The sequence below is a fragment of the Bradyrhizobium sp. NBAIM01 genome, assembly GCF_020194115.1.
Lineage (GTDB): Bacteria > Pseudomonadota > Alphaproteobacteria > Rhizobiales > Xanthobacteraceae > Bradyrhizobium > Bradyrhizobium yuanmingense.
Window position 1 is genome coordinate 206,519 of the sequence record NZ_JADYVU010000009.1, and the last position, 25,889, is coordinate 232,407.

Below are 25,889 nucleotides of genomic sequence, written 5' to 3' on the forward strand. Positions count from 1 at the left end.
AGTTAGGCCGCCTCTTCGCCGTCGAACTCGGTGAACTTCTTGTAGATCCAGTCGCGGCCGTCATGGCGGCGCCAGACCTTGCCGAGCACGAACTGCCCGTTGATGGAGCGGCGCGGCACGATCACCGTCCAGAGGTGCCAGATCTCGGTCCAGTTTGACTGCGGACCGATGGTCCCGATGTTGCGGTCAATAGACATGGCAGAACTCGCTGGCGCAGAACTTAGGCTGATCCGCGCGCCGCGACGAACAATCATCTGTGGTGGCACAGAATGGACAGCCCATCGCGAGCCGGGACCGACCTGATAGCAGCCAGCCAAACGGCCGCAACAGCCGCTCGCCTTTAACCTTGCCGATCAACCTTACTTCTTGGGATGGAGCGGCGCGTTTGGTTGAAAGCCCGCGCCGGTTTTTCTAGAATGCCCGTGATTTGAGGACGGGCGCGCCGTTTCGGCGCAGGGCGATTTTAAGACTGAACTTTGCAGACGATCGGACGTTTGGAAGCAAGTAGATTGCTGGGGGGACGACAATGATGAAATTGCAATGTGCGCGTCTGCGCCTCGCGTTGCGCGTGATCCCGCCCGCGCCAATCGTGAGCATGGCGTCGCAACGGCCGCCGCAAGCCGCCAACGACAATCAGATGGCCTGGCCGTACGTGCCATTTCCGCCCGGCTGGTACGCCTCGAACTGACGAGCGCGGCGGACAAAACGCAACGCCGCGCAAGCGGAATATTCATCGCTTGGCGGCGTCCGTTTAGACATTGGGCGCTGAAATCCCCAACACGGATTTGTCTATCGCGACGGGCGAAGGTTCGATGAGGCTTTGCTGATTTCCGCGCGAAGCGGAGGCCGGACGCGTAGATGCCTGGCCATTGCCGGTTGGATGCTGACCTCTAGGCCAGCGCCGCCCGGGACTGGTCGGGGCAGCTGGATTCGAACCAACGACCTGCAGTACCCAAAACTGGTTGCGACGGTGGACAAGGCGGCCACCGAAGGACAAATAGACTAGCAACCCCCTCGCAAATCACTCAGAATCCTACCAGACCAGCAGTCTGGACGGACACTCGCGGCCAACTACGGACAGCCTGCATCTTCCCATAGTCTTCCCAGGCAGGGGGCAACCGATGAAGTTGACGGCGAAGGGCTTTGGAGCGGCGCGGCTGAGGGCCGGCGAGACGGACAAGATTTTCTTCGACGATGACATCCCCGGCTTCGGCCTACGCGTGCGCGCCGGCGGCTCGAGGAGTTGGGTCTTCCAGTATGCCCTCGGCGACAAGCAGCGCCGCATGAGCCTCGGCTCCGCCACGCCGGAGAGCTTCAAGTCAGTCAAGGACGCTGACGGGCGAGTGAAACTCGGCATCCGCGAGCACGCCGCCCAGCTTCACGCCAAAGTGAAGCTTGGTGAGGATCCTGCCGGCGACAAGACCGAGAGCCGGAAGCGGGCGAGCGACACCTTCGAGGCTGTCGCCAAGAAGTTCCTAGCCGCGAAGAAGGAAACCACCCGACCGGGCACCTACACCGAGACCGAGCGCCACATCCTGAAGCACGCCAAGCCGCTCAACGGGCTCCAGGCCGCCAAGATCAGCCGTCGGGACATCGCGGAACTGATCGGCACGATCAGGACGAACAGCGGCCCGGTGGCGGCGAATCGTGTCCGCTCAACCCTTTCCGACTTTTTCGGCTGGGCCATGTCTGAGGGTTTCGATGGAATCGAGGACAACCCCGTCCTCAACACAGCAAAGGCCGAGGAGGTCAGCCGCGACCGCGTCCTCAAGGATCACGAGCTTCGCGCGATTTGGAAGCACGCCGGCGACGATCACCACGGGGCGATTCTCAAATTGATGATGCTCACCGGGCAGCGTGCTGATGAGATTGCAAGCCTCCGCTGGCCCGAGATCACCATGGCGACAGTGCCCGAAAAGCGCGTCACAGACGCGATCAAGCTGCCGGCCTTCGACATCGACGCAATTGACCTGCCGGCCGAGCGCACCAAGAACAAGCGGCCGCACATCGTACCGCTATCGAAGCCGGCCTTTGCGATCGTGGGCGCGCAGACCCGGCGAACCAACAGCGATGGAAGCCTCCGCGAGTTCGTGTTCGGCATCGGTCAACAGGGCTTCTCTGGCTGGTCCCGCTGTAAGGAGCGCCTGGACGCGCGCATCGAAAAGGATCTCGGTAAGTCCTTGGATCACTGGCGACCGCACGACTTGCGCCGGACCATGTCGACGCTGATGAACGATCGCCTGGGCATACTGCCGCACGTAGTCGAGGCCATTCTGAACCATGTGTCCAGTCATCAGAGCGGCAAGAGCGGCGTCGGCGGCGTCTACAACAGAGCGCTATACTTGCGCGAGCGCGTCGAGGCGCTGAACCTCTGGGCCGATCACCTCGCCTGGATCGTCGCGGCCGACAGCAACGTCACCCCTCTGAAGCGGGCGGAGGCATGACGCGATGTCGGAAAATTTGAAGAAGCTTTTCCTGCAATCCAATCCGACCACGACCAAGACCGGCGCAGCCATGCGCGTCAGCTTCCTGTTCCACGAAATTGAGGAAGCGCATGGTCTCGACGTAGCGAGAGCGATGTTTGAGAAATGGGCAAAGCCAACAACCCAGAACGAGCTCAACAAGCTGAAGGGTTGGCGTCTGATCGAGCGGTACGACGACATGCTCGAGCCGAACGTTCGCGAGTTGGCTAGGCAGATCGAAGCGGAGAACGCAAAGCTCCCCGATGACGAGCAGCTTACGCCGAGGCGCAAGCCGAGCCGAGAAACCATTGAAGCATACATACGCGAACTGCTCCGCGAGCGGCGCAAGGCAATTGAAGCCGGCACGTGGGATGGGCCGGTCTCGGAAGACGCTGTGTGGCGCCGACGCCCGCTCATAACGAACGGCGGCCTGTAGGATTTTCTCGGAAAAACCTACAGCAGGATTTTTTGCAAAAGGACTAGACTGCAAGCGCACGCGGACATCACGCAACTTCACGGCCATCCGAACCAAAGGAGCCGTGTCGATGCCCCGCTTGTCCGAGAAAGAAATCGCGATCCTTGATCGCTTCGAGCGCTTGCCCGACAGCGCAGCGACATCGCTCAAGATTTGCGCGCTGGTGTCCGGGATCTCCGAACGGACCTGGCGCCGCAACCCGCCCATTCCGACTTTCCCGATCAGCGCTGGCAAGAAGGGCGCAAACGTCGGACAGCTCCGCAAGCTGACCCGCGGCGAACTCGCAGCACCCGCAGCCTAATCCCGAAAAGCAACGGCCGGCCTGGGCACCACCCCAGAGACCGGCCGCAATCACGTCGAGATCAGCAACATGCCCTTACAGCAAACCGGAATCGCGCGTCAACGCCTGCCAAACCGCAGAGCCTCCGAAACGCTTTCGTTCGAGCACGCCGGCGCCGACTTCACCATGACAGCGGGCTATTACGCCGATGGCCGGCTAGGCGAAATCTTCATCAACGCCGCTCACGCGAACAGCGCACTTGACGCGCTGGCATCAGACGCCGCGATCGCTCTCTCCTTCGCCTTGCAACATGGCGCCGACCTCGCGGCGATCAAGCTTGCCATGAAGCGCAGCAGCCGCGGCGAGCCATCTTCGCCGATCGGCGCAGCACTCGATCAGGTGACGCCATGAGCCGCCTCCCGACACCGGACGAGCCGATCGAGATCGCGAAATTCTGGAAATCGGCTCGCAATCGCAAGCAGAGCATTGTCATTGCGATCAAGCACTACGAAGGCCACACGTTCCTTGATTGCCGCATGTTCGGCACCAACGAGGAAGGCCGGAGCGTTCCAACACAACGCGGCGTTACCATCGGCATGGCGCGTCTCGAAGAGTTCGCCGCCGGTGTCGCGAAAGCGCTGGCGACGGCCCAGGAGCTTGGCCTGCTCGATGGCGGAGGTGAGCATGATTGATCACCTCGACCTCGCCTCAATCGATAGCCTGACTAGCGGCCGCCTCGGCCAGCATGACGTGCCCTGCCCGCTCTGCGGCCCGACCAAGCGAGCCCGGGTGAACCAGCGGCGCAAGGTGCTGCGCATCTGGCGCCTCGATCCAGGCTTTGCCGGCTATCACTGCGCGCGCTGCGGCGAGAAGGGATCATCACGCGATCGCAACGCCTCCCCGCCTGATCCTGTAGCGCTTCAGCGCGCCCAGGCCGAGGCAATCGAACGCGAACGCGTGGCCGCTGGCGAGCGCCTGGCGAAAGCGGCTTGGCTCTGGTCGCAGCGCCTGGCGATCTCAGGTACTGATGCGGAGACCTACCTGCGCGAGACCCGCGGCTATGGCGGGCCCCTGCCCGGCACACTGGGATTTTTACGGGGACGCGGCGAGCATCCGCCGGCCTTGATCGCGGCGTTCGGCCTGCCCGTGGAGCCCGATCCGGGAGTTATCCACATGCCGGCCGAAGCTCTGCGCGGCGTGCATATCACGCGCCTGGCACCGGGCGGCCGCGGCAAGGCCGGCACCGAAACCGACAAGATCATGATCGGCCGCTCCGCCGGCTCGCCGATCGTGCTGGCGCCAGTGAATGATCTGCTCGGCCTCGCCATCGCCGAGGGCATCGAAGACGCCTTGAGCGTCCACGAGGCGACTGGCCTCGGCGCCTGGGCGGCCGGGGCGGCATCACGCCTGCCCGCACTCGCCGAGGCCCTGCCCGCCTATGTCGAAAGCCTGACCATCATGGTCGACGATGATCGCGACGGCCGCCGCCACGCCGGCGAGCTCGTGGGCCTGGTCGAGCGCCGCGGGGTCGAGGTTCGCCCGATCCTGCTCACCCAGCACCAGGAGGCCGCATGAGCACCGACGCCAACGGCTACGCGCGCGCCAACGGGCCTGCAGCGCTGCGTCAGATCATCGACGGTACCCAACCGGCAGCAGCGCGAGGCTGGCACTTCCTGACCGAACACAAGGTTTCCGCACCCAGGATGCTGATCAAGGGCATCGCGCCCTATCGCGGGATCCTGTTCATCGGCGGCCAGTCTGGCGCGGGCAAAACCTTCATGGCCTGTCACATGGCGAATTCGCTCGCGAGCGCATCGCCGTTCTTCGAGCGTGCGGTGAAGGAGCGTGTGGCCTCGGCCATTGTCAGCAAGGAAGGCACCGAGAACATCGGCAACCGCCTGACCGCCGACGCCCAGGCCCGCGGCCTCGACATCAACAGCCTGCCGATCGCATGGCGCGGCGACCTGCCGGAGATCAAGACCGCGGAGGACGTCGACCGCGTCGCACGCGAATTGCTCGAGCTGGCGGACAAGATCAAAGCCCGGTTTGGTGTCCGGTGTGGCGCCTCGTTCTTCGATACGATCGCCGCCAACTTCCACATGGAGGACGAGAACAGCAACGCCGAGATCGCCAAGGTCATCGGCAAGCTGCGCGAGTTCGAGGAGCGCACCACCGGCCTAGTCATCCCGGTGCACCACTACGGCAAGCAGGATGCGGCCGGCCTGCGCGGCGGTTCGCTCTGGCGCGGTGGCGCTGACGTGGTGCTCAGCGTGCTTGCTGACCGCGACGACCGGACCGGTAAGGTGTCCGGCCGCGAGCTGGCGCTGGCAAAGGCCCGCGACGGCCTGGAGGGGCCGATCGCGCCGTTCGAGCTCAAGCCGCACGATCTGGGCATCGACGACGATGGCGAACCGTTCGGCTCGCTTGTGGTCGTTCCCGGCCTGGCCGGACAATCGGCCATTCGCGTCAAGCCGCCCAAGGCCGAGGCGAAGTCCAAGCGGGTGTTTCGTGAGGCAGTGGCGGAAGCCATCGCCGGCACCGGCAGGGACATCCGCGTCCTTCACGACGGCCCGATGGTCCGCGCCACCGAGGTGGAGAACGTCCGCACCCAGTTCTATCGGCGCTACGTCACCGGCGAGGCAGAGCCCGGAAAGGTCACCGACGCCCGCCAGAAGGCATTCAAGCGCCTGCTCAACGATCTTCCCGACGGCATCAGCGCATCCACCCAGGACGGCGCCGAATGGCTCTGGAGGGTCGACCAATGATCGGCGCAAGGGCTTTCACGCTCGTAACTCCAGACCTCACACTGCTTCAGAGGTCCGGGCGCGCACGCGAGGCGACAGCAGGACAACCCCGGTCCGGACGGACACCGGACAAAACAGACACTCCCATAGGGAGTGTGTCTGTCCTGTCCGGTTTGTCCGGTCCAGCGGACTTGCCGGACATCACCGGACATTGTCCGCCTTGTCCCCTTTGTCCGCTCTGTCCACTGGTGATGCGATTGTCCGGATTTCTCTCTCAATGGGTAGATATTCTCTCCTCGGCCATATCCCCGCTGACCAGCAGTCTGCGACACTGTTAGCCTCCTCGGCTAATATCATTGATTTTGCTCTTCTTTCTGCCGTTCTCCTCGCTCTCGCACATCGATGGGAATGCTATGGGAAGACAGCGACCGCGCAGATGGTCATGGCCGGCTCAAACGAAATCGAGAAAAGCCCCCCCTGGGGTCGAAAATCGCGATCGATCGCCAATCGCATGACCCACCTCCCCACTCGGCGCCGCTCTCAAACCTTCTTCCGATTTTCCCGGTGCGTTGAAGACGGCCTCCCCTCGCTGCACCGTCGCGCACATCAATTCGGAGGTGCGCGGATGAAGCGCGAGAAGGTGACGTTTGAGGCCGAGCCGGAGATCAAGACCGAGCTCGAGACCTGGGCGCGCGAGGAGGATCGGTCGGCGGGGTCGCTGTTGCGGCGGATCGTCGAGCGGGCCATCCAGGAGCGGCGTGCGGCGGCCGCTGTGCGCGAGGTGGCTTGATGGCGCGGGCGAAGCGTACGGTGGCCCCTGCCCCGGCCAAGCCAGACTGGGGGCAGCTCGGACCGGCGATGCGGGCGTTGCCGAACGACCAGTGGCGCGCGTTCTGCCACGAGCTCATCACCGGCAAGCCCGGGCATGGGCGTTACGCGCGCGCGGCGCGGGCGGCTGGTTTCGGGAAGGACTCGACCACCCCGAACGTGGCGAAGATCGCCTGGAAGATCGCGCACGATGACCGGATGATTGCGGCGATCGCGGAGGAAAGCCGGAAATATCTCCGCGGCAGCCATCCTGAGGCAGTGGCCGCCCTGCTCGCCATGATCCGCGACAGCAAGCACCGCGACCATGGCCGGGCTGTGCTGTCCCTGCTCGACCGCGTCGACCCGGTCGTGAGCAAGCAGACGGTCGACATCACCCACCGCGTTGTCGACCCGGACGCCGAGGCGTTGGAGGAGTTGCGCGCGCTCCGGCAGCTCGGTGTCTCCCGCGAGAAGATGCTCGAGACGTTCGGCGGCAACGGGCTGGCGCGGCTCGAGCGGCTCGAGGCGGCCGATGCGGCGCGGCGCGCCATGGAAGCGAAACTGATCGACGGACAGGTGATCAATGGCTGACGATACCCCGGATCCCCAGGGCCTCATCCGGCTGGCTCGTCAGACGCTGTCGTCGAGCGAGCGGCGCAAGAAATATCGGCGGATCGACTTCCTCGATCAAAGCTACTGGTACCCGAGCCAGAAGGCCTTCTTCATGGCCGGATCGAGCGGCGTGCACCAGCGGCTGATCTACGGCGGCAACCAGTCCGGCAAGACGCTGTCAGCCGCGTTCGAGGTTGCGCTGCACATGACCGGGCTTTACCCGGATTGGTGGACCGGAAAGCGGTTCGACAAGCCGGTCCGCGTCTGGGCCGTCGGCGAGTCCGGCCAGCTGGTGCGCGACACGTTGCAAAAGAAACTTTGCGGCGATGACGAGTTCGGCACGGGCATGATTCCGCTTGAGAGCTTCGGCAAAAAGCCAGTGATGGTCCCGGGCGGCACCGGTGCGATCGACACCATGTTCGTCACGCACCAGACCGACGGTGTCGCTGACGGCACGTCCAGCCTCACCTTCAAGTCTCTCGAGATGCGGCGCGAGAAGTTGCAAGGCGAGTCTGTTGATTTGATCTGGATCGACGAGCGGCCAAGCGAGGACATCTACAGCGAGTTGCTGGCGCGCACATCCGCCACGGACGGCCACCTGATCGTGTCGTTCACTCCCGTCGGCGAAGGTGCTGCGGCCGGCGTGACCTACAAGTTCCTTTCCGAACCATCGTCAGATCGCGCCGTCTTTCGCATTCCCTCCTCCGAGGTCAAGCACATCTCGGAGGCCCGCCGCGAGGAGCTCTCCTCCGGCTATGCCGAGCACGAACGCGAGGCGCGGATCGAGGGCACGCCCCAGCTCGGCGCCGGCCCGATCTTTCCGATTGAGCTTCTCCCGGCCATCTCGAAGAGTTTCAATCCCGACACCGACATTCCGACCTACGCCCGGTGGTGCGTCGGCATCGATTTCGGATACGGCCATCCCTTCGCGGCGGCGCTGATTGCGTGGGCGCACGATACCGGTCACATCTGGGTCGTGGACTCGTTCCGGATGGAGCGAAGCTCGGCGCTCTATCACGTCCAGCGCATTCACTCGATGGCGCGCGGCCTGCGGATTCCGATCGCCTGGCCTCATGACGGCGCGCAGCATGACAAGGGCAGCGGCCTTCCCCTGGCCCAGCAATACAAGAACTTCGGCGCGAACATGATGATGCATCATGCCGTCAATCACGGCACGAAGACCAACGCCGTCGAGCCCGCGCTCGAGGAAATCCGCGGCATGATGTACGGCGGCAAGCTCACGATTGCGCCACATAACGGCGAGCTGCTCGAAGAGCTACGCAATTATCATCGCGACGAAAACTTCAGGATCGTGAAGCAGCGCGACGATCTCGTTTCCGCAATGAGATACGCCATCATGATGAGGCGCCTCGGCAAGGCCTTGGCCGACTGCGACGGCATCGGCTACGGCAACTTCCCCATGGCGGGCCCGCGGCAGAGCCTCGGATCGCGCCAGGAGCTCGCGCGCGGCGTCGACTTCGATGTGTTCAGCGGACAATAACATGTTGAAGCAGAGCGATTTGCCCCCATCAAGGCCCAGATGGCCAAGCGCAGGCGCACCGTGCGTCCCATCGGAAGCATCGACCGGCCAACATGGCTCATCACCCGTGAAATCAGCCAAAATATGCAGGTTCTGCGCAACAAGAAGCTGGTGCGTTGTTAACGAACGTCAACGGTTGTTTGATTTCGAAAACACGGAGAACCACAAATGTCGAAAGACAGAATGATCGGCGTGCGTGTCGACGCTGAGCTCGAGCAGCGGCTCAAGGCAGCTGCCGAGAAGGACCGCCGAAAGATCTCGGATATGGCCCGGATCATCTTGTCGGACGGTCTCGCTGCCGACAACACACAGCACCAGGAGGTTGCACGATGAGCATGTGGGGACAAGAAGGACAGACGGTCGGTGAAATGATCGTCGCCCACGCAACAGCGGCCCCGCCGCCGGCACCGCCGCCGCCGCCGGCCCCGCCCATTCCGGTCACCGGTGCAGAAGCGGCCGCCCGGCTCAACGAGCTCAAAGGCAATGCCGAGTGGCGCGATAAATTCCTCGCCGGCAACGGCCCGGAGGCCAAGGAATTCCGTGCCCTGACCGCGAAGATCAACGAGAGCGACAATCCAAACGTCGACAAGGCGATGGCCGGCTTGCTCGATGATGCGCCCTTCCAGTCGACCGATCGCCTTCAGATGATCGGCGCCACGCAGATGTTCCGCGACCTCGGCATCCGCGACGAGGTGATACGGGAGACGTTGACCAATCGCGAGGTCACGCAGCAGGAATACGACGCTGTTGCCCGATTGAAGGCAGAGCGGATGCGCGATCATGCCTGGGTCAAAGAGTTCATGGCCGGCAACGGCCAGCACACGCGGGACATGATGTTGATGAACGTCGTGTTGTCGTCACCGATCAAGAAGCAGGCTGCAGCATGAGCGTCGCCGCGGCCGATCTCGGTGGACTGACCGAAAGCAATTGCTGTGCCGCCTGCAACGGCGATCGCTGCGTGATCAGCGGCCAGGCTTATTGCGCACATCCTCACAAGGGCGGCCTGCATCATCATCAATTGCGATCCGACCAGGGGGCGATGCGTCGAGCACAAACAGCGCGTGAAATGCTGATGCGCAGCGCCACCGAATTACAGATCGCAAGGGACAAGCTTTGAGAGCTCCAGGGGGTAATTCGATGAAAGGCCGGAATATTCTGCTCGCAGCGACGATAGTCGCGTTTTGGCCCGTTGCAGCTACGGCGCAGACGTATAACACGTTGCCGCCGAACAGCGTTGTTGCCAACACCCTGAATTACACCAATCCGGCTCACGCGCTCTCATTCTCCGAGCTCCTCAAAATCCTCAATCTCTACAGCCTGACCAAGGTCGGGGATGCCGACTACGCGATGGGCAATACGGATCGCGTCGTTGCCACGGACAAGCTGGCCTCATGGTTTGACCCTCACACTTGGAGGCTTCCCCGCGCCGCGGATTTCAATCCAGGTCAGCCGCTCTACGTCATCGATCTCGGATCGAAGATCACCGCCGACAAGCCGCTTACTATCGTGAGGAATTCCACCGGGGGGGACGATAGGATAAACGGCAGCATTTCGCCGGTCGTCATCAACGTCGCAAACGGCGCCTTCGTGTTCATCTCCGACGGCTATAGCAATTGGTTTGCGCATTCGCTGGTGTCGGCCAGCACCGCGCCGGACGGGACGATCAGGAGCAACATCTCCGGCGTCACTGCGACGCTAGACGACAATCCTATTTCCGCGGTGCTCGATAAGCTGCTCGGCTCGACGCACGGCAGCCTGGTTTATCGTGGGGCTTCATCCTGGTCGGCGCTAAGCCCTGGTACGCTGGGGCAACTCCTTTCCACCGGTGGCGCGGGCGCAAATCCGTCGTGGATCACGGCGAACGGTACAGGAACGGTCACCAGCATCACGTGCTTTGGTTCGGCGATCACAACGATCGGCACCTGCGCGACGGCTGCGACCAAGTCAGATCAGCAGACGGCCACCAGCACAACCGCAGTGGTCACGCCCTCTCAACAGCAGAGCCATCCTAGCGCGGCCAAGGCGTGGGTTCGCTTCACTGGTGCGAGCGGAGCGATAAGCCAAGCCTACAACGTCGCAAGCGTGACGCGCTCGTCGGCAGGATCTTACACTATGAACTTCTCGACCGCATTTGCGAACACGACCTACACCTGCGTCGGAAACATCGAGGACAGCGGCAGCAACGGAATCGTCAAGGGCGCTTCAAGCGGGCGTTCAGGAAGTGCGAACCCGATCTTCGCGGTGAGCCTGGCCGGGGCGGCCTACGATCCTGCCACCGTGGAAGTCGCATGTTTTGGCACGCAGTGATGTGGACCTGCGCGGCGACGGCTACCGCTCAATAGTCGTCGCGGTAGTAGCGGTGTCGCCACCGTGGACGGTACTCTTCCCTGTAGTATCGACGCGGCCGATCGTAATCGTAGCCTTGGCGCGCTGCTTGATACTGCCGCGGGATGGCGCCATTCGGATAGCACCGGCCATAGACGTCGATGTCATAGCCGTGACTGCACGGCCCTTCGCGAACCTGAACCAGGTTCGGCGTTTCGCCTTCGATTGCCGCTGGTGTCGCGAGCTGGAGCGCAAGGACTGCAGCAGCTGCTGCGCTGGCTAGGGGCATGTTTGGTTCCTCCCATTGGGTTTGTAGGAGCTAAACGCCACAAGCCCGCGCGGTTTCCCCGGAAGAGAATGAATTTCACAACCCGCCCGGCGCGCCATTCACCGTCTATTCATCTACGGCGCTAGGGGATCGGTTCAGTGGGGCAGGAGCCTCGTCTCTTCACCCACTAGAGCGCAATCCACACCCCCGCCAATCCCTGAGGGTGGTTTGATCAGAGATGCTGTCTCCGCTGCAGCTTCGATCAAGTTGACGCCGGCTTTACGCGCGTCTTCGACACTCACGTTAGCAATGCTTCTCTTGTCCCTGATGGTCTCAATACTTCCATCGAGGAATTGACGCCCGATCCCATTGAGCACGTTGCTCGCGAAGTATTCGTTCTCGCCGTATGGAATGATATCGGGAGCGTCATCAAGAGAGAACTTGCGCACTGGCAAGGGTTGCAGCTGAAAGAGCACAGGACCGGTGAAGTTTACCCAAAACTGCCATACCCGTGATACGCGGCTCTCGGGGTCGAAGCTCGCAATCACAATAGTGGTCACGCGTTCCTGCCCGAAGAAGGGCTGGAGCTCGCCTCCTTCGATATAGCGCCGAATTTCAGCAAAGATCGCTTCGCTTAGTCCTTGTCCGTCCAAGTCGATTAATGGCCCAGACTGTCGATCGACAAATGCAGTGGTCATTCGACCAAAATCTATTGGTGACGGCGTTGTGCGCAACGTTTCGCAAAGCTCGTCATCCGGGATGGCCGACATGTCACGCATGGTGGCCATTCCGGTGATAAAAACGGTCGTGCCCTTCGTCTTGGGTACTAAGATTTTTCGGACGCCATCACAGTGGATGCCTCGCGGCGTTGTGCGACGATCGGCCGCCAGAACGAGCCCAGCCTTGGTTGGGATCGCCACGACAAGCGTTCCGCGAGCCGCGGAGAAGGAATCATTCATCGCGTGTACCATTGACAAGCAAGAGAGTGCTCCTATCAAAAGCTTACCAATCATCAGTCGATCGAATTGAGCTGGTGTGAGCGATCAAAATTCACGTACAAGGTATTTATCGGGGTCTGGAAATTTCACGAACAGAGTGTCTTCAGCAATCGGATTGGCCGGCAACAGGACGTATCGAGCCTCTTGCTGATCGGAAAATTTCACGTCCTTCAGAAAGGGATTAGGTGCTGGCGGCGGCCCCTCCTCAATTAACAAGGAGACGCGGTCATATTTGACCTGATCGCATCGACTACCTTTGAAGAGTACAGCCAGCGGCTTATCGTTTACGCGGCCCATTCTGTAGAGATGCGTGACGAATGCACCGAAGTCCTTGATCTTAATGCATGCGTCGTAACCATCTTCACTGCCGTCGCACATTATCTTGGTCAGTTGCTTCAGATCACCATCGGATGCGCAAAAAACCCAGGGGTCATCGATGAATGTGTAGCTCAGCATGAGGTTTCGGGCGCTCCAATCCTTCGCCCCTTCCATTGGGGAAATGGCGGCGGGCATTCCTGCAGGTGCAATCCGCTTCAATAAATCGGTCGTCCGGTCGCTTATATGCTGAACGAGAACTTCTGACGTGTATTCTAGTCGATCGCCGATCCATGGCTTGCCGCCTTCTTCCTCGATGCGTCGATAAAATGAGAGGGGACGGATCAACACGCTGCCGCCCAAGATCGAATTGACATCGCGCGATCTGAGGAATTTGAACACTGGCCTCCCCATAACGATCCTCCCGGAAAAAGAGCAAAGCTCAACCTGAGGACGAATCGCAAGCTCTGTGCACTAAACTCTATGGTGGATTGCCATCATTGATCCTTTGACCCGCCGCGACTCAGGTGCGCCTTTCCGTGGCGCAATTCTCGCACGATTTCGTCTCCTCAGAGCAGCCAGCGGTATAGCGCCCAGCCTGTGAGCAGAGCCGCAGCAAGCACAAATTCAATGTGGCGCGGCCTGTTCAATTTAGCTTCGTGCAAACACCGATCGAGATGGACGGGGTGTTCTCATTGTTGTCTTCTCCATCGACGTAGCCTACCAGGTACGCTCGCATGAACCGGTTGTTCTCTGTGTTAAACCGGATCTCACTCAGGCTGGATTCGCATCGGACCCATCCATTGCCCCATACAAGGATTGGCTTCAATGGATCCCTTAAGTCATAGCAGGGGATGTCCTTGTTCGAACCTGCAGCGGTGACGGTGACGTTGAAACGAGCCACATCAGAAGGGTCCGCCCACTCGTACATCTTCTCTCGCGAACTGCCCAAATAATTCAGCTTCAGCACAAAAGGTTTGCTGGGTCTGAAAACTGTCCCGGCCCAGCGACTTTGCCGCTCTTCGTACGACACCCCGCCCGCGGCTTCGTTGGTGCAGTAGTAAGTCGCATTCTTTGGTGCGATCGCGCTCGCCGGGCCTGCGAACACACAAAGCGCGGCCAGCACCGATAACCGTTTCATAGGATGCCCCTCCCCGATGCGACCGAAGATAGTGCAGCCAGGAGACGCGCGAAAGCGCCCTCCAAAAGGGGATAGACTTCGTCAACCAAATCATGGTGGGATAGTCGCGGAGCCTAGGAAACTCCCGAAGCGGTCCCTTGCCGGGGATAGCGCTTCATCCGCGATAGGCGGGCCATCGGCCTTGCCGGGCCTCATGTCCCGCTGAAAGACGTCACCGCGCCCATTTCCGTGGGCTGCGACCGGCTCACTATGCCGGGAGTGCCACGGTTATGCAACAGCCCGAAAGGGTAAAGGCCGTGGCGCACGTTCTCGCGGACGTGTTCCTAGACTCCCGGTGCCAGCCCGCCGCTGGCGCCCGGCTCTAGGAAAGCCGGTTCATACCGCGAGCACCACCATGTCCAACGTCATCAAACTATCTGCCCGCCGGGCGCTCCCGCTGCTGCCGGCCGAAAACGTCAAGCCTATGGAATTTCGCGTAGCAGGCCGCCAGCGCGCTGGCCGCGAACGCAATCCGCTCAGGCGTCCGTGCCATAGGCTTTCCCACGCCGTGACGGTGGCAGGAAAGCTTCATCGGGGCGAAGCGCTCCGCGTCGACCCCTACCTCGATGAGAGAGCCATACTCTGGAGCGGCGTAGAGGCGGCTCGCCTCCTCCTCGCGGAGCTATTCGACCTTGCCGTGAAGAACGACGGGAGCGTGAGCCAATGAGCAAGCTCATGCAATTTCCCGCAGATGGCGGGCGTGCTTCCCCCTGGGACAAGCAGCAGGCGGAGGCATTCCGCGAGATGGAGGGGCCATTGCGCGATTGCGTCCGAATGGCCGGAATCTCTGCTCGGCTCATGTCGGATGTTGCTGATGACACTTTCGATGAGCAGTTAGTTTTTGCCGTCTATCACACAAACGAGATGCTCGAGGTCCTGCTCTCCACGTACCTTGCCGGCTACAAAGAGGAGCGCATCAAATGAAGCGCCGGCGCCGAACCCACAGAAAGCGCGACCGGCAGCGGCTGATGACGCATCGCAGGCGGCTGAAACGATAGGAGACCGGGCCCGCCGGTTCACGCTGGCGGGCCGGGCAAACCTTGCTCACTCGCCGTTGTGATTTGGATATCTGCGCGACCTCCGGTAGTATGGCAGGCATTCTCGCCTATCCTCATTTTTCGAAGGGAACGTGAATGTTTTCCGCAGCAGCCTGCCAAGAAGCATCAGAACACTACAAGGCACTTTCCAGAGCTCCAGGTATTTCAGCCGCCCGAGTGTCCGTTTTGAAGAACGTCGCAAGGAGCTTCGCAGGCCTGGCCACTCAGTTGGATAGGCTAGCAGCACTCACGAGGGACGAGGGTCGTCGAGGGTAAGCGCTACGGATCCCGGTGCAAACGTGCGCTCGAGCTCGCGAATTGGGGTGGCTTGCCGCTCTCGAAATCGGGCCTGACATCAGCTCCGCGGTTGCCGCAGCCAGCGCAGATGAACCGCGGCTCGAGATCAGACAGGCGCACATCATCGGGCCAGCGATCGGCGCTCAGCGCCATGTGATGACCGCAGTGGCAGTAGACCAGGACGCCGCGCAAGCCCATCGCGCGCATCTCTCCGAACGTGATCTTGAGCGGCCGGCCGTCGGCGTGCGTGGGCGTATGGCGTACAGAGCGTGGCATCTCGCCATCGAAGCGCGACGCCGGCGAGAGTCAAATTATCAATCCCTTGGGCATCGGAACGCGCGCGAGCTACTGTGTTTCGTGGGTGTGGGGAATGCGATTGCAGAGCCGGCTGCAGTTGGCTGCGCACGGACCCCGGCTGAGGCCTTGCAAACAAAGGCCTCAGTCGATGCTGACTAGACGATGAAACGGCGCTGGGCTTCGGTCCCGCGTTTTCTTTCGTGATAGGCTCCGCTCAAGGAATCGCACTCATGGTCAAGCACGAGCCGGAGATCAGGCGGGCAAAGGCTAAGCTCTACGTGGAGGCGTGCAACAGGGCTGTACATGATGCGCCTTGGACGACGGGTAGAATCGACACGATCGACAAAGGCGGGATCTATCGCGCACTGGAGCTCGCCGAACAGGCATATGAAGCCCATGACCTTCCGTACGAAGGCGGACTATCAAAGATGTCTAAATACCCTCCTGGACGCTTCAGGTGGGTTTGCGACGATACCGGGAGCGCCGATGAGTGCGTGAAGGTGCTCGACACCAAAACAGGCCGCTCGGTGGTCTGGCCGTATTTTTAGACCCCTCACCCTCGCCGGCCGGCCGCAACTACAACTCCCACGAAAACGACCGCAAGGAGAATCCAGCCCACCGTCGACACCGCATCCATGATCTGCCCCTCTCACCCGAAGGGCACCATGGGAACAGGCGGACGCAGTGTCCCTGAGTCAAATTGACTCAGCTAGAAGATGTGGAGGTGAGAAAGGTACTGCCAAAAGTCGGCGGCGAGCTTGCCTATAACGGCCCCGCCGGCCTTTTCTGAGATCCATTTCAGGGCTGGACCAAGCGTCTCGCGTACCGCTGCGACACGTACCCTCGCCGCCTCGAGCAACCGACGGCCGGCCGATAGCTCGGCGACAATCTGCTCCCTCTCCTCTGGCTCGCCCGGAAAATCGTTCGTCTCTTTGACGGCGGCGACGAGCTCATCGAGTTTCTCAAGCGCCTGTTGCTGCTCAGGCGAGTTGTGGCCGAGCGAGACAACGCGATCAGAGGCGGGGATCGTACGGTTCGAACGAACCACCACGGCTTCCAAGCCATTGAGAAGCAGCTTCTTGGCACGCTCAAACGTATCCTCCGCGTACCCGACCAGCTTGGTGCTGGCGCCCTCAACGATCATTGATTTGATCACCGACGGCTCCATCTGTGCGGTGACCGCGTTCACGCGGTCCAGCCAAACAAGCCACGCGACGGAAAGTACGTCGGCGCCGCCATGACGGCGATTTTTTTCGGCGAAGTTGTCCCAGGTGAACTTCCGTCCCTCGGCAATCAGCTCCGAGATCTCCGCGATATCAACCGGCATTCCAGACTTCCCATAATCTTCCCAATCGGAAAATCTGGGAAGACAAAGCTGCAAAATATTACGCTAAGTGATTGATTTTACTGGTCGGGGCAGCTGGATTCGAACCAACGACCTGCAGTACCCAAAACTGCCGCGCTACCAGGCTGCGCTATACCCCGAATGTCCGGCGAGCCCCGTCGATACACGCTTCCCGGAGCGCCAGCAAGCTTTCCAAAGCCGCCGGCCTGGGCCGCAATCGCCCCTGCCCGTCCTATTTGCCGCCGAACAGGGGGTGGCCGACGCGATCACCGGGGCGGATGCCGTACTTCTGCGCCGTCCCCGCCACCACCTCCAGCACGGCCCGGGCGGGTCCCCGGGAGGAGATGATCTTCGTCGACAACGGCTCGGTATTCTCCGCAATGCGCAGGATGCGGCCATCGGCGCGGATGAAGATCATGTCGAGCGACACATAAGTGTTCTTCATCCACATCGAGATTTCCTGCTCGGGATTGAAGTCGAACAGCATGCCTTTGCCGTCGGCCAATTCCTTGCGGTACATCAGGCCGGTCTCCTTCTCCTCCGGGGTCGTTGCCATCTCGACCGAGAACACCTGCACGCCGTTCTTGGTGACGATCTCGAGCGGCTGGAAGCTCGCGGCGCCGGCCGGCGCGCCGGCGACGGCCCAGCCGGCGATGACGAGGATGGCGGCCAGCCAGCCCTTCAGAGCGGACCAGGCAGCCTTTCGATCAGAATTCATCGGGGCTCTCGCTGCGTGGGACTTCAATCAGTCCTTACGCGGCGACCGCCGGAAAAGGAAGAGGCGCGCCGGACTTGCAGCGCGCCTCTGCTCACAATTGCTGGAAGTCATAGCCTTAGTGCGACTGCAATCCCGGCGATCCGGTCTCGGGATGGATCTCGGCCGCCATCATGCCCTTGGAGCCGGGCCCGAAGCGGACCAGCACATACTGGCCCGGCCTCAGCTCAGTCATGCCGAAGCGGCGCAGCGTCTCCATGTGCACGAAGATGTCGGGGGTGCCCTCGCCGCAGGTCAGGAAGCCGAAGCCGCGCAGCCGGTTGAACCATTTCACCTGGGCCCGTTCCAGCCCGCTGGTCGGGGTGACCGTGACATGGGTGCGCGGCGGCAGCATCTGCGCCGGGTGGATCGCGGTCGATTCGTCCATCGAAACGACGCGGAAGGCCTGGTAGCCCTTGGCGCGCTGGATGCACTCGACGACGATGCGGGCGCCCTCATAAGCGGTCTGGAAGCCGTCGCGCCTAAGCACGGTAACGTGCAGGAGCACGTCCGGCCAGCCGTTGTCGGGAACGATGAAGCCGTAACCTTTGGAGGCGTCGAACCATTTGATGACGCCGGTGACCTCGACGAGGTTGGCGCTGGCTTCGCCCAATCCGGTGAAGGGATTGAGCGCATTGTCGCGGCCGGCTCCGCCGTGCTCGCCCGGCGTCAATCGCCCTGGCGAGGTGCCCTGTCCGGGAACTCCAAGCTTCTTGGACTCAAATCCGTCCGACGACCCCATAACCCCGGACCCCACACTGCCATGCAACCCGCCACATTGGCGGCGCCCGAATCACGCGCCTTAAGAGAATGTTCTCAATTCGACGCGACGCGAATCTTTCGACTCAAAAGATAACACTCCCGGTTGAGACGCATAGACAAAAAAGAGATTCGCCGGAACCTATGAACAGCTTGCACAGCCGCGAATCAAATTGATGCCTCAATTGCCGACAAAGGGCCCGAGCGTCTCGCCGATGTCGTGGTGGATGACGAGGTCGGCGATGTCGTCCTGCTCGGTCGGCTCGCGATTGATGATCACGAGACGTGCACCGGCGCGCTTGGCCATGATCGGAAAGCCGGCCGCCGGCCAGACCACCAGCGAGGAACCGATCGCGATGAAGAGATCGCAGGCCTGCGACAGCGCTGTCGCGCGCTGCATCTCCTCGTCCGGCATCATCTGCCCGAAGGAAATCGTGGCGGTCTTCACCGGCTCGTCGCAGGCGGTGCAGTCGGGCGCGATGCCATCATCATCGAAACGGCGCTTCACCCAGTCCAGCGGATAGTCCTGCCCACAGCCGATGCAGCGCGCATAAGTGGTATTTCCGTGAAGCTCAACCACGTGCTCCGGCGCGAAGCCGGAGGCCTGGTGCAGGTTGTCGATGTTCTGGGTGATGACGGCGGGAACCTTGCCGGCGCGGTAGAGCGATGCCAGCGCCCGATGGCCGCGGCCGGGCTTCGCTGCGGCGAAGACCTCCTCCATCGCAAAGCGGCGGCGCCAGGATTCGTCCCGCGCTGACTGGCTCGCGACGAACTCGTCGAACGGGATCGGACGGTTACGCGTCCAAATTCCGCCCGGCGAGCGGAAGTCGGGTATGCCGCATTCGGTCGAGATGCCGGCACCGGTGAACGGCACGATGCTCCCGGCCTCGGCGATCATGTCGCCGAGCCGTTCGATACCGCTCTGCACATCCGATGCGATCAACCGCGCCTCCCGAATAGTTTGGCCTGACAGCAACATGCGCAAGCGGCAAGATCGTTGACGCTCTTATCAAGCGCTAACGCAATGCGCTCGGCAATTTCTTCCGACCTTCGCATATCACAATCCTGCAATGCCTCCTCCCCATTGACGCCCCATTCGGAAGTGCCAATGGATGTGTTGACGCGACTCAACGTGATTGCGGCGGCAGTGCTTGAGTTCGGATGTGCACATACTCAGGTGTAGAGGGGATTTGACATGACCGAAGACGAACAACGCAAAGAGCGCGAACGCGAAGAAATCGCCGCCCGTGTCGCCGCCTTCCGTGCCACGCAGGAAAAGTTCAAGCGCGAGCGCGAGGAATATTTCGTGGCGACGCTGGAGAATGCCCGCAAGGTCGAGCGGCCCTCGCTCTGGCCGTAGGCATCATCGCGCCGGCAAGCGCGAAAATGGGCGAGTAAACAAGACCTGCGAATGAAAAAAGCCCGGAGCACCGCTCCGGGCTTTTCGCTATTCGCCGACTACCAATGACGGTAGTGGTGGTGACGGTAGTACGGCCCGCCGTAATAGGCGTACGGACCCGGTCCGTAATAGGCGGGACCGTCGTAGTAGCGGTAGCGGGGACCGTAGTAGCCATAGGGCTGAGAAGCCGCGACTGCGCCCGCGGTGATTGCGCCGGCGGCGAGGCCGAACGCGAGGCCCGGGCCGATGCCGCCGCGGCCACGCGCCTCAGCCGGCGCGGGCGCCGCGACCGCGGTCACACCGACCGCCGCGATGGTGGCCAGAACTGCCAGTGTCTTCTTCATGCTTGTCCTCCTTCGCGTGTCGCGGAGACAACGGCGAGCGCCTGCGATGGTTGCGCATGGATGGAACCCGCCCGCAGTCAGGAAATGTCGATGAAGCGGGAACGAAACGGCGAGATGGGGGTTAGCCTCTCAAGTGCGGGAGCCTCCGCCATCCGGGTCGAGGCGACAGCACGAAGACCCCGTCAGCATCTCCGCGGTGCTGGCGGGGTTTTCAGTTTCATGGGAGCAGATGGCAGCAGACCATGACGGTTGCCAGCGGGGACGACAATCATGGAGGAGAGTTTGCCCTTATCCGCCTTGCTGGCCCGTATCCGCAAATTGGTTCCCAGATCCGAGGATGAGCATTACGACGAGATCGTCCGCAACTTCGGTGTCGGCACGCTGCGCCCGCCGCCGACGCCGATGAGCGACCGCGAGCTGGCGCAGGCCATCGCCGAGTTCCTCAAGGAGCAGCCGTCGAGCGAATCCGTCGCGACCCTCGGCCGCCGGCTCGACCCGTCCACCCGGCTCTGAGTTTCTTCGCGGGAGTATGGAACCAGGAATGCGCGCGGACGTTGAGCTCGTTCCCTGCTGAGCGGAGAGAAAGAGATATGCCCGCCTGGCTCGAAGTCTTGCTCAACCTGTCCGGCTATGCCGGCTTCGTGGCGCTCGCCTCGCGCGGCGCCGGATGCCCGCAGGCGCCGGCCGATGACCGCCGTTGCGGCGACGAGCGTTAATTGGCGCGCGGCGTTAATTGGCGCGCGCGGCTTGGCCTGCCGTGCGCACCAAACGGTCGGCCTTGACCGCAACGCGCGTGTCCTCGGCCTGCGGCCGCAGCGAGAAGCTGATCACAACGAAAGCAAGGCAGAACAGCGTGACGACGACGGCGACGCGCCGGTAGGTGTGCCGGTCGCCTTGGAAAAAGGACGGAGCTGAAAAAGGCATCATGGCAAATTGCTGCTTGCGCAAAGGCGTTTCTTGCTTGTCTTTGCCGAACACCTACCCCAAGGCGCAGCAAGCGCAACGCGATTGGGCTTTTAACCTAACCGAATAGGGTTATCGGCATCCGCATAAGCTATCGTTAGCCAGACGCATCCGGCACCATCGCGGCGAGAGCGCGCAAGAACGCCCGGCTTTGTTCCAGCTTCGACTCCGTTTCGTTCGCGAAGAACGAATCGGAGTCGCAAGAATGCGCGGAGAGCAAATCCTAACGATCGATGAAGCGCGCACGCTCACACCGTCGACGAAGCGCGCACGCTCACACCGTCGACGCGGCAGGACCCTTCTTCGACGAGTGTCTTCTGCAACAAGTCTCTTCTGCAACAAGACTCTTCATCGACAAAACTTCGAGAAGACTCTTCGCCGGCAAGCAGCGCGGCGAGAGACCAAGCGCGAACCCTCGGAGCGGATCGCGCTTGCGCGTTGCCGCGTGGCGTCGACAAAGTCAGGCGGCCCGCTTCGGCTTCTCCTTCGAGAAGCATTCGAGGATCTGGATGCGCAGCTCCTCCGCCGCAGGGCCCTCGACCTTTCTGAGCTCGTTCCAGAGCCTGATCACTTCGCGCTGTTTTTCGACGGTCATGAGCAACCTCCAACGGTCCATCAAGGCGCCTCACTAGAACAAAATGAGAACAAAAAGTCCAGCCCCGGACGTAAAATTTTGGTGGGGGCGGCGTTGAACCTTTTCGGCGCGGCAAGCACCTATGGAAGCTGGGGATTTCAGCGCCCAGTTACACGGCAGCGCCGCCTGACGAACATACTCCGTCGTGGCGGCGCTGTTGCTTTTTGCGATTTCAACTTTAGGTTAAAGCCATGGCTGTCGGCCAGGCGCTGAAATCCCAACGCCGTCAGCCAGAAAAGCCTCGCGCGAAAGCGCGGGGCTTTTTCTTGTGAAGCGGATGAGGATGGTGAGGGAACGAAGCCTCGCCCCCCGATTGCTGCGCCGACGCGTCAATGAGCCCACCGCACCGACATCGCCGGCACGTCAGACGGCGTCCTTGGCCACCTTCAGCGGCGAGGCCTTGACCGATTTGCTGGCGGGCTTCGCCGCAAACTGCATCGGCTCCTTGGTGAAGGGATTGATGCCCATGCGGGCTTCGGTCGCCGGCTTGTTCACGACCGACATCTTCACGAAGCCGGGAATGACGAACTCGCCGGACTCGTTGAGTTCCTTGTAGCCGACCGTCGCCATGTACTCGATCACCGACTTCACGTCGTTCTTCGAAAGCTGCGTGCCCTCGGCAATTGCATCGATCAATTGGGTCTTCGTCATCTTCGCCATGGTCTGAATTCCTTTGAATGGGTGCGCGGAGCAATTCTGCTGCTGGGGACGCGGCCGGACCCGCGAGTGCGCGCTGCTGATTCATGCCAGAAGTCATGAAGCGATCGGGCTTAGACCCTATCGAGGCCAAAAACGCAAGCACGGGCTCCGCGAGGTTCCCGACTTCCTGTGCAAGACGTTGCAGGACCTGCAATTTTAGGACCTGCAATTTCTCGAACCTGGCACAGCGCCGCGGCTGCTATAAGCCAGGAAAGGTATCTGATGGGGTTCTGATGAAGGTCGCTATCGTCATCGCAGGTTTGATCGTGGTCGCCGTCGCAGCCCTCGTCGCGATCCAGCCTAGCTTCTTGAAGCCTGCGTCCTTCGCCCTCGTGAAAAAGTCCGACATGTTCGGCTTCTCGCCCGGGATGACATTCGACGAGGCCAACAAGCTCGTCGCGCGACGCCACTATCTCTGCCGGCCGAGCCGAGGTCCGTACACCCTCTCATGCGACATCAACGGCGCCAAGGTCGCCGTCGACAGCGACGAGACCGACCCCACGCATCCGATCTGGCGCGTCAATGCGACGCTGAACAATCCGGGATCGCAGGAGGCTGCCGTCAAATCGATTTCCGAGCAGTTCAACGCCTCGGCCATCAGGGACCGGGAGGGCTGGACCTGGATCGTCGGCCGCGGTCTCAAGCTGAGCTATGACGGCGCCAGCCTGACCCTCGTGGATGAGGCTGCCGAGGCCAGGCTTCGCAAGGAGGACGCCAGGCGCTAGATCCGCGCTTGGGGGCGTGGCGTCACCTCGTCGTGAAACTTGTGGCCGGCGATCCGTTGTTGACGCTTCAGTAACCTAACGCGACCAAGCTTCTGTCAGGTTGGTTGCGTTGGAGTATCCTCAAAGTGCTGGATTTTAACGAGCTGCGTGAACTCGCGGCAGATGTTCGTGTTTTTGTCGATGTCGCCGAAGACAAGGCCGAGGCGCTCAGAGCCGTGATCGCGGCCTACGATGTGGTGCTGGCGATCTTCCCCGTCGATGACGGCATGGGCCTCCACGTCATCAAGGGCAAGGCGATCCTGGACCAGATCGCGACGTCGCGCACACACGCGATGTACAGCCACACGGCGATCGCGGTTCCGGATCTCGCCCACGCCGAAGCGCTCAAGTTCCTGGCGGCGCCGGTCGAACACCGGATTGCGGCCTGAGCATCGTTCGGCCGCTCCGCTCGCGTAGAGCGGCGCGGCGACATGAGCAGCTTTGCCCCGACGCGCGGGCTCAAGCGGTTCGCCGCTTCCGTCGCAGCCCGATGCGCGTGCCCGGCAGATTGATGCCAAGCTCGATCGCGCGCGACCTGATCGATGCAATGGGGCGCTTGAGCTTCACGATCATCAGCGTCAGGCTCTTGCCGGTTTCACACATGGATCGAAGCAGCCGGTCGTCGTCTTCGGACCAGCGTTCGTGGTTGTAAGTGCGGGCAGCCATGGACGTTTGCCTCTGAGGCCAATGAGGCGGGACCTGAGCAGGGAATGTCAAAGGACCCAGCTTCGCCTTTTTCTGAGCGCGGCGGCTGGGTGTCAGTTGAAGGGCGGCTTGTTACGCTGCCGCCTGACGCAGAGATAGTTTTTCGGCGTCGATATTCAACCGACTTACGGATTTGTAATCGCCCGGCGCGAGCGCATCCACGTTGCAGCGACGCGGCGCACTTTCGTTTGAACTTTCTTGCCCCTCGCGCGTCTTACAGTTGAAGCGTCCCTAAGCTTCACCTCGACAGAGAACCCCGCTCCTGAAAGGGCGGGGTTTTCGCTTTTGGCGCTGCATCAGCTCGCCCGGGATTTCAAGCGCTCTTTGCCGTTGACCCGGCGGCCGTCCGGCCGCACTTTTTGCGACGGGCAGGGTTTTGAGGAGCCGTGATGCCGAAAACCCTTGTGGAATTCAGAGCGCAGAACCTTCGTTTGCTCGAGCGGCTTTGTCCCGACGATCCGCGATACATCGCGGCCTGGCTGAAGCAGTTCGACGAGCAGAACGGGATCACACCAAAAGCTGGCCGGAAGTCCGGCAAGCGCCGTGGGGCTGCGTTGCCACGAAGCAAGACTGCTTCGCCCGGGCGTGCGAGGTCAGCGCCCTCCTCCGTCTCACCCCGCTAGTCCGCGGCGACGACAACGCGCGTGCTTATGGCTTGCGTGCGCGCGCGTGTCACGACCGAGCGACTGCAAGCGTCAGGCGGCGCGGCGCTTCTTTCGCGCACCTGCCGGCTTCGCCTTCGGCTTTTCGGCGCCGACTTTCGAGACGCGCGCGACTGCGGCAAGCGAGGCGGAAAGAACCTCGCGCTGGGCTTCGAGCCAATGCCTCTCGGCGTGGCCGTCCGCCCCACCGCTCTCCATCCAAATCTGGTATGCGCGCTCGCGGATCGCTTGTTCCAGGTCTGACATCGATGTCCCTCCAATTCGGAGCGGCATCCTGGGCGCGGTCGGTTAACAAGCTCTCAAGCGACCAACGTTCCCCGAGCCGGAACATCGCAACGAGCCTGCGGGCCCTGACGTCTTCGCGAAACGCGGACGTCATCGCACGTCGGCAATGATCGCAGCGACGCGGCGGGAATGATGATCGACGATCACGAGGGACTTCCCCGCGATCAGGTACTGATCTCCCCAGAACCCGTTGAGGATCTGCGTCACCTCCGGCGGCAAGTCCGCCGTCTCGGTCTGCCGCGGGACCGAGGTGCCGATCATCATCTCGAAATTCGGCCGATCCATTGCGGGGCCTTGCGATGTCGAAAGGACTGAGCGCAGCTGCTCGCGTTGTTGCGCGGAGAGGTTTGCCGGCTGGCTACTCTCCTTGATCTGGCGAGCGCGAGCGCCGCTCGAATCCTCATTTGCAGCGGGATCTTGTTTGGCAGCGGTGCTGACTGCGTCGCGTTGTGTTGGAACTCCCGTGCCGACCGTGGTCGCAGGCGCGCTGTTGTCCGCGCCGGTCGAGGGGCGTCCAACGTAGTCGGTCACGCCGAACATTTGGGGAGCCGCAAACCACAGCCCGAAGCCCACAAAGAGGATTGCAGCGACCGCCGATCCCCACATCATCAGCTTGCGTGTGCCTTCTCGCTCTTCGTCCCGAGGAAGATCCTTGACCATCGTGAGATGCCTCCAGTTGCTTCGGGCCAACCCGGGCCTTGCTCCTCCGTTCCTACAGCTTCAGCGACGGCTCTGAATGGAGCACGTCCTTGAAATTGGAACGTTGCGTCCGCACCGGCGTACCGACAGCAACCGCAATTGCGCAACGGCCGGCTGAAGGGCGGTGAGTCAATCGCCCGCCTCCCGCCGCGAACGCTCGCGCTCGAACCAAGTCAGGCAGAAGCAATGCAGAGCAACTCGGAAACCAGGCTGCAGTCGATCCCGGCGGATGCCTCGGCC

39 protein-coding genes and 1 tRNA gene are annotated in these 25,889 nt (G+C 61.9%); 22 read left to right on the forward strand and 18 right to left on the reverse strand.

The annotated features are described in order from the left end of the window. Positions 1 to 2: 2 nt before the first annotated feature. Positions 3 to 197: a hypothetical protein gene (locus tag I6F31_RS26660; RefSeq protein WP_036027955.1), complete on the reverse strand. Its 195-nt coding sequence runs from the start codon at positions 195 to 197 to the stop codon at positions 3 to 5. A 924-nt stretch (positions 198 to 1,121) separates the two neighbouring features. Here I6F31_RS26660 and I6F31_RS26665 point away from each other — a divergent pair. The 14 genes from I6F31_RS26665 (at position 1,122) to I6F31_RS26730 (ending at position 11,227) form a co-directional block, all read left to right on the forward strand. After that, complete coding sequence (locus tag I6F31_RS26665) at positions 1,122 to 2,444, forward strand: site-specific integrase (protein WP_225186361.1); 1,323 nt, start codon at positions 1,122 to 1,124, stop codon at positions 2,442 to 2,444. Between the two features lie 4 nt (positions 2,445 to 2,448). Next, on the forward strand, positions 2,449 to 2,898 hold the full coding sequence (locus I6F31_RS26670; RefSeq protein ID WP_225186362.1) for a hypothetical protein: 450 nt from the start codon (positions 2,449 to 2,451) through the stop codon (positions 2,896 to 2,898). Positions 2,899 to 3,007: 109 nt separating this feature from the next. After that, on the forward strand, positions 3,008 to 3,238 hold the full coding sequence (locus tag I6F31_RS26675) for a hypothetical protein (RefSeq protein WP_225150727.1): 231 nt from the start codon (positions 3,008 to 3,010) through the stop codon (positions 3,236 to 3,238). 69 nt (positions 3,239 to 3,307) lie between these two features. After that, complete coding sequence (locus I6F31_RS26680) at positions 3,308 to 3,628, forward strand: hypothetical protein (RefSeq protein WP_225186363.1); 321 nt, start codon at positions 3,308 to 3,310, stop codon at positions 3,626 to 3,628. Next, complete coding sequence (locus I6F31_RS26685; RefSeq protein WP_225150731.1) at positions 3,625 to 3,909, forward strand: hypothetical protein; 285 nt, start codon at positions 3,625 to 3,627, stop codon at positions 3,907 to 3,909. The genes I6F31_RS26680 and I6F31_RS26685 overlap by 4 nt, the downstream gene beginning before the upstream one ends. After that, a complete protein-coding gene (locus I6F31_RS26690; protein WP_225186364.1) occupies positions 3,902 to 4,792 on the forward strand; it encodes a toprim domain-containing protein in 891 nt (296 codons plus the stop codon). The genes I6F31_RS26685 and I6F31_RS26690 overlap by 8 nt, the downstream gene beginning before the upstream one ends. Then, on the forward strand, positions 4,789 to 5,982 hold the full coding sequence (locus tag I6F31_RS26695) for an AAA family ATPase (RefSeq protein WP_225150735.1): 1,194 nt from the start codon (positions 4,789 to 4,791) through the stop codon (positions 5,980 to 5,982). Before I6F31_RS26690 ends, I6F31_RS26695 begins: the two co-directional genes overlap by 4 nt. Before the next feature lie 604 nt (positions 5,983 to 6,586). Next, complete coding sequence (locus I6F31_RS26700; RefSeq protein WP_225150737.1) at positions 6,587 to 6,751, forward strand: hypothetical protein; 165 nt, start codon at positions 6,587 to 6,589, stop codon at positions 6,749 to 6,751. Beyond that, positions 6,751 to 7,359 carry a hypothetical protein gene (locus tag I6F31_RS26705; protein ID WP_225186365.1) on the forward strand — a complete coding sequence of 203 codons (609 nt, stop codon included), beginning with the start codon at positions 6,751 to 6,753 and terminating at the stop codon, positions 7,357 to 7,359. The genes I6F31_RS26700 and I6F31_RS26705 overlap by 1 nt, the downstream gene beginning before the upstream one ends. Beyond that, positions 7,352 to 8,881, forward strand: coding sequence for a terminase family protein (locus tag I6F31_RS26710; protein ID WP_225186366.1), 1,530 nt, complete (start codon positions 7,352 to 7,354; stop codon positions 8,879 to 8,881). Before I6F31_RS26705 ends, I6F31_RS26710 begins: the two co-directional genes overlap by 8 nt. Positions 8,882 to 9,088: 207 nt before the next feature. Further along, complete coding sequence (locus tag I6F31_RS26715) at positions 9,089 to 9,253, forward strand: hypothetical protein (RefSeq protein WP_225150745.1); 165 nt, start codon at positions 9,089 to 9,091, stop codon at positions 9,251 to 9,253. Then, entirely contained in the window at positions 9,250 to 9,807 is a 558-nt protein-coding gene (locus I6F31_RS26720) for a hypothetical protein (protein WP_225186367.1), read from the forward strand. Before I6F31_RS26715 ends, I6F31_RS26720 begins: the two co-directional genes overlap by 4 nt. Further along, a complete protein-coding gene (locus tag I6F31_RS26725) occupies positions 9,804 to 10,037 on the forward strand; it encodes a hypothetical protein (RefSeq protein WP_225186368.1) in 234 nt (77 codons plus the stop codon). The genes I6F31_RS26720 and I6F31_RS26725 overlap by 4 nt, the downstream gene beginning before the upstream one ends. Positions 10,038 to 10,057: 20 nt before the next feature. Next, on the forward strand, positions 10,058 to 11,227 hold the full coding sequence (locus I6F31_RS26730; RefSeq protein WP_225186369.1) for a hypothetical protein: 1,170 nt from the start codon (positions 10,058 to 10,060) through the stop codon (positions 11,225 to 11,227). A gap of 28 nt (positions 11,228 to 11,255) precedes the next feature. On the opposite strand, the gene I6F31_RS26735 is transcribed toward I6F31_RS26730, so the two are convergent. The 4 genes from I6F31_RS26735 to I6F31_RS26750 all read right to left on the reverse strand — a co-directional run bounded on the left by I6F31_RS26735 (position 11,256) and on the right by I6F31_RS26750 (position 13,967). After that, complete coding sequence (locus tag I6F31_RS26735) at positions 11,256 to 11,534, reverse strand: hypothetical protein (protein ID WP_225130419.1); 279 nt, start codon at positions 11,532 to 11,534, stop codon at positions 11,256 to 11,258. A gap of 134 nt (positions 11,535 to 11,668) precedes the next feature. Next, complete coding sequence (locus I6F31_RS26740) at positions 11,669 to 12,472, reverse strand: hypothetical protein (RefSeq protein WP_225186370.1); 804 nt, start codon at positions 12,470 to 12,472, stop codon at positions 11,669 to 11,671. Positions 12,473 to 12,556: 84 nt separating this feature from the next. Then, positions 12,557 to 13,228: a hypothetical protein gene (locus I6F31_RS26745; protein WP_225186371.1), complete on the reverse strand. Its 672-nt coding sequence runs from the start codon at positions 13,226 to 13,228 to the stop codon at positions 12,557 to 12,559. A 244-nt stretch (positions 13,229 to 13,472) separates the two neighbouring features. Then, positions 13,473 to 13,967: a hypothetical protein gene (locus I6F31_RS26750; RefSeq protein WP_225186372.1), complete on the reverse strand. Its 495-nt coding sequence runs from the start codon at positions 13,965 to 13,967 to the stop codon at positions 13,473 to 13,475. Positions 13,968 to 14,361: 394 nt separating this feature from the next. On the opposite strand from I6F31_RS26750, the gene I6F31_RS26755 reads away from it, so the two are divergent. Both I6F31_RS26755 and I6F31_RS26760 read left to right on the forward strand, forming a co-directional pair. Next, positions 14,362 to 14,673 carry a hypothetical protein gene (locus tag I6F31_RS26755; protein WP_225186373.1) on the forward strand — a complete coding sequence of 104 codons (312 nt, stop codon included), beginning with the start codon at positions 14,362 to 14,364 and terminating at the stop codon, positions 14,671 to 14,673. Continuing rightward, complete coding sequence (locus I6F31_RS26760; RefSeq protein ID WP_225186374.1) at positions 14,670 to 14,930, forward strand: hypothetical protein; 261 nt, start codon at positions 14,670 to 14,672, stop codon at positions 14,928 to 14,930. The genes I6F31_RS26755 and I6F31_RS26760 overlap by 4 nt, the downstream gene beginning before the upstream one ends. Positions 14,931 to 15,322: 392 nt before the next feature. Here I6F31_RS26760 and I6F31_RS26765 read toward each other — a convergent pair whose 3' ends face one another. Further along, positions 15,323 to 15,616 carry a hypothetical protein gene (locus I6F31_RS26765; protein WP_225186375.1) on the reverse strand — a complete coding sequence of 98 codons (294 nt, stop codon included), beginning with the start codon at positions 15,614 to 15,616 and terminating at the stop codon, positions 15,323 to 15,325. A 251-nt stretch (positions 15,617 to 15,867) separates the two neighbouring features. On the opposite strand from I6F31_RS26765, the gene I6F31_RS26770 reads away from it, so the two are divergent. Continuing rightward, on the forward strand, positions 15,868 to 16,185 hold the full coding sequence (locus I6F31_RS26770) for a hypothetical protein (RefSeq protein WP_225186376.1): 318 nt from the start codon (positions 15,868 to 15,870) through the stop codon (positions 16,183 to 16,185). Between the two features lie 161 nt (positions 16,186 to 16,346). Here the strand turns inward: I6F31_RS26770 and I6F31_RS26775 are convergent, their stop codons facing one another. The 5 genes from I6F31_RS26775 to I6F31_RS26795 form a co-directional block, all read right to left on the reverse strand. Further along, positions 16,347 to 16,964, reverse strand: coding sequence for a hypothetical protein (locus I6F31_RS26775; RefSeq protein ID WP_225186377.1), 618 nt, complete (start codon positions 16,962 to 16,964; stop codon positions 16,347 to 16,349). An 81-nt stretch (positions 16,965 to 17,045) separates the two neighbouring features. Further along, positions 17,046 to 17,122 (reverse strand) — tRNA-Pro (locus I6F31_RS26780). A 92-nt stretch (positions 17,123 to 17,214) separates the two neighbouring features. Then, positions 17,215 to 17,700, reverse strand: a complete 486-nt coding sequence (locus I6F31_RS26785) for a DUF192 domain-containing protein (RefSeq protein ID WP_035999663.1) — start codon at positions 17,698 to 17,700, stop codon at positions 17,215 to 17,217. 115 nt (positions 17,701 to 17,815) lie between these two features. After that, positions 17,816 to 18,478, reverse strand: coding sequence for a cold-shock protein (locus I6F31_RS26790; protein WP_157284234.1), 663 nt, complete (start codon positions 18,476 to 18,478; stop codon positions 17,816 to 17,818). Positions 18,479 to 18,676: 198 nt separating this feature from the next. Beyond that, positions 18,677 to 19,438 carry an NAD-dependent protein deacetylase gene (locus I6F31_RS26795; RefSeq protein WP_225147912.1) on the reverse strand — a complete coding sequence of 254 codons (762 nt, stop codon included), beginning with the start codon at positions 19,436 to 19,438 and terminating at the stop codon, positions 18,677 to 18,679. 252 nt (positions 19,439 to 19,690) lie between these two features. Here I6F31_RS26795 and I6F31_RS26800 point away from each other — a divergent pair, with 252 nt between their 5' ends. Then, entirely contained in the window at positions 19,691 to 19,855 is a 165-nt protein-coding gene (locus I6F31_RS26800; RefSeq protein ID WP_167361660.1) for a hypothetical protein, read from the forward strand. 98 nt (positions 19,856 to 19,953) lie between these two features. On the opposite strand, the gene I6F31_RS26805 is transcribed toward I6F31_RS26800, so the two are convergent. Further along, positions 19,954 to 20,238: a hypothetical protein gene (locus I6F31_RS26805; protein WP_036045604.1), complete on the reverse strand. Its 285-nt coding sequence runs from the start codon at positions 20,236 to 20,238 to the stop codon at positions 19,954 to 19,956. A 270-nt stretch (positions 20,239 to 20,508) separates the two neighbouring features. Between I6F31_RS26805 and I6F31_RS26810 the strand changes: the two genes are divergently transcribed. Both I6F31_RS26810 and I6F31_RS36555 read left to right on the forward strand, forming a co-directional pair. Beyond that, positions 20,509 to 20,751: a hypothetical protein gene (locus tag I6F31_RS26810; protein WP_225141873.1), complete on the forward strand. Its 243-nt coding sequence runs from the start codon at positions 20,509 to 20,511 to the stop codon at positions 20,749 to 20,751. A gap of 77 nt (positions 20,752 to 20,828) precedes the next feature. Further along, positions 20,829 to 20,954 (forward strand): hypothetical protein, encoded by a 126-nt coding sequence (locus I6F31_RS36555; RefSeq protein WP_036045606.1) that lies wholly within the window; start codon positions 20,829 to 20,831, stop codon positions 20,952 to 20,954. A gap of 13 nt (positions 20,955 to 20,967) precedes the next feature. On the opposite strand, the gene I6F31_RS26815 is transcribed toward I6F31_RS36555, so the two are convergent. From I6F31_RS26815 to I6F31_RS26820, 3 genes are all read right to left on the reverse strand, one after another. Then, on the reverse strand, positions 20,968 to 21,165 hold the full coding sequence (locus I6F31_RS26815) for a hypothetical protein (protein WP_249788245.1): 198 nt from the start codon (positions 21,163 to 21,165) through the stop codon (positions 20,968 to 20,970). Between the two features lie 496 nt (positions 21,166 to 21,661). After that, positions 21,662 to 21,796, reverse strand: coding sequence for a hypothetical protein (locus I6F31_RS36560; RefSeq protein WP_260347228.1), 135 nt, complete (start codon positions 21,794 to 21,796; stop codon positions 21,662 to 21,664). A gap of 402 nt (positions 21,797 to 22,198) precedes the next feature. Next, complete coding sequence (locus I6F31_RS26820; RefSeq protein ID WP_008558895.1) at positions 22,199 to 22,495, reverse strand: HU family DNA-binding protein; 297 nt, start codon at positions 22,493 to 22,495, stop codon at positions 22,199 to 22,201. Between the two features lie 272 nt (positions 22,496 to 22,767). On the opposite strand from I6F31_RS26820, the gene I6F31_RS26825 reads away from it, so the two are divergent. Both I6F31_RS26825 and I6F31_RS26830 read left to right on the forward strand, forming a co-directional pair. Beyond that, positions 22,768 to 23,259 carry a hypothetical protein gene (locus I6F31_RS26825; RefSeq protein ID WP_225186378.1) on the forward strand — a complete coding sequence of 164 codons (492 nt, stop codon included), beginning with the start codon at positions 22,768 to 22,770 and terminating at the stop codon, positions 23,257 to 23,259. A 125-nt stretch (positions 23,260 to 23,384) separates the two neighbouring features. Then, a complete protein-coding gene (locus tag I6F31_RS26830) occupies positions 23,385 to 23,687 on the forward strand; it encodes a hypothetical protein (protein WP_225186379.1) in 303 nt (100 codons plus the stop codon). A gap of 70 nt (positions 23,688 to 23,757) precedes the next feature. On the opposite strand, the gene I6F31_RS26835 is transcribed toward I6F31_RS26830, so the two are convergent. The 3 genes from I6F31_RS26835 to I6F31_RS26845 all read right to left on the reverse strand — a co-directional run bounded on the left by I6F31_RS26835 (position 23,758) and on the right by I6F31_RS26845 (position 25,610). Beyond that, on the reverse strand, positions 23,758 to 23,964 hold the full coding sequence (locus I6F31_RS26835) for a hypothetical protein (RefSeq protein WP_036022978.1): 207 nt from the start codon (positions 23,962 to 23,964) through the stop codon (positions 23,758 to 23,760). A gap of 734 nt (positions 23,965 to 24,698) precedes the next feature. Further along, the gene (locus tag I6F31_RS26840; RefSeq protein WP_225125486.1) at positions 24,699 to 24,911 is read right to left on the reverse strand and encodes a DUF2934 domain-containing protein; all 213 of its coding nucleotides are present in this window, start codon (positions 24,909 to 24,911) and stop codon (positions 24,699 to 24,701) included. A 129-nt stretch (positions 24,912 to 25,040) separates the two neighbouring features. Next, positions 25,041 to 25,610 (reverse strand): DUF1236 domain-containing protein, encoded by a 570-nt coding sequence (locus I6F31_RS26845; RefSeq protein WP_225186380.1) that lies wholly within the window; start codon positions 25,608 to 25,610, stop codon positions 25,041 to 25,043. Positions 25,611 to 25,889 lie beyond the last annotated feature (279 nt).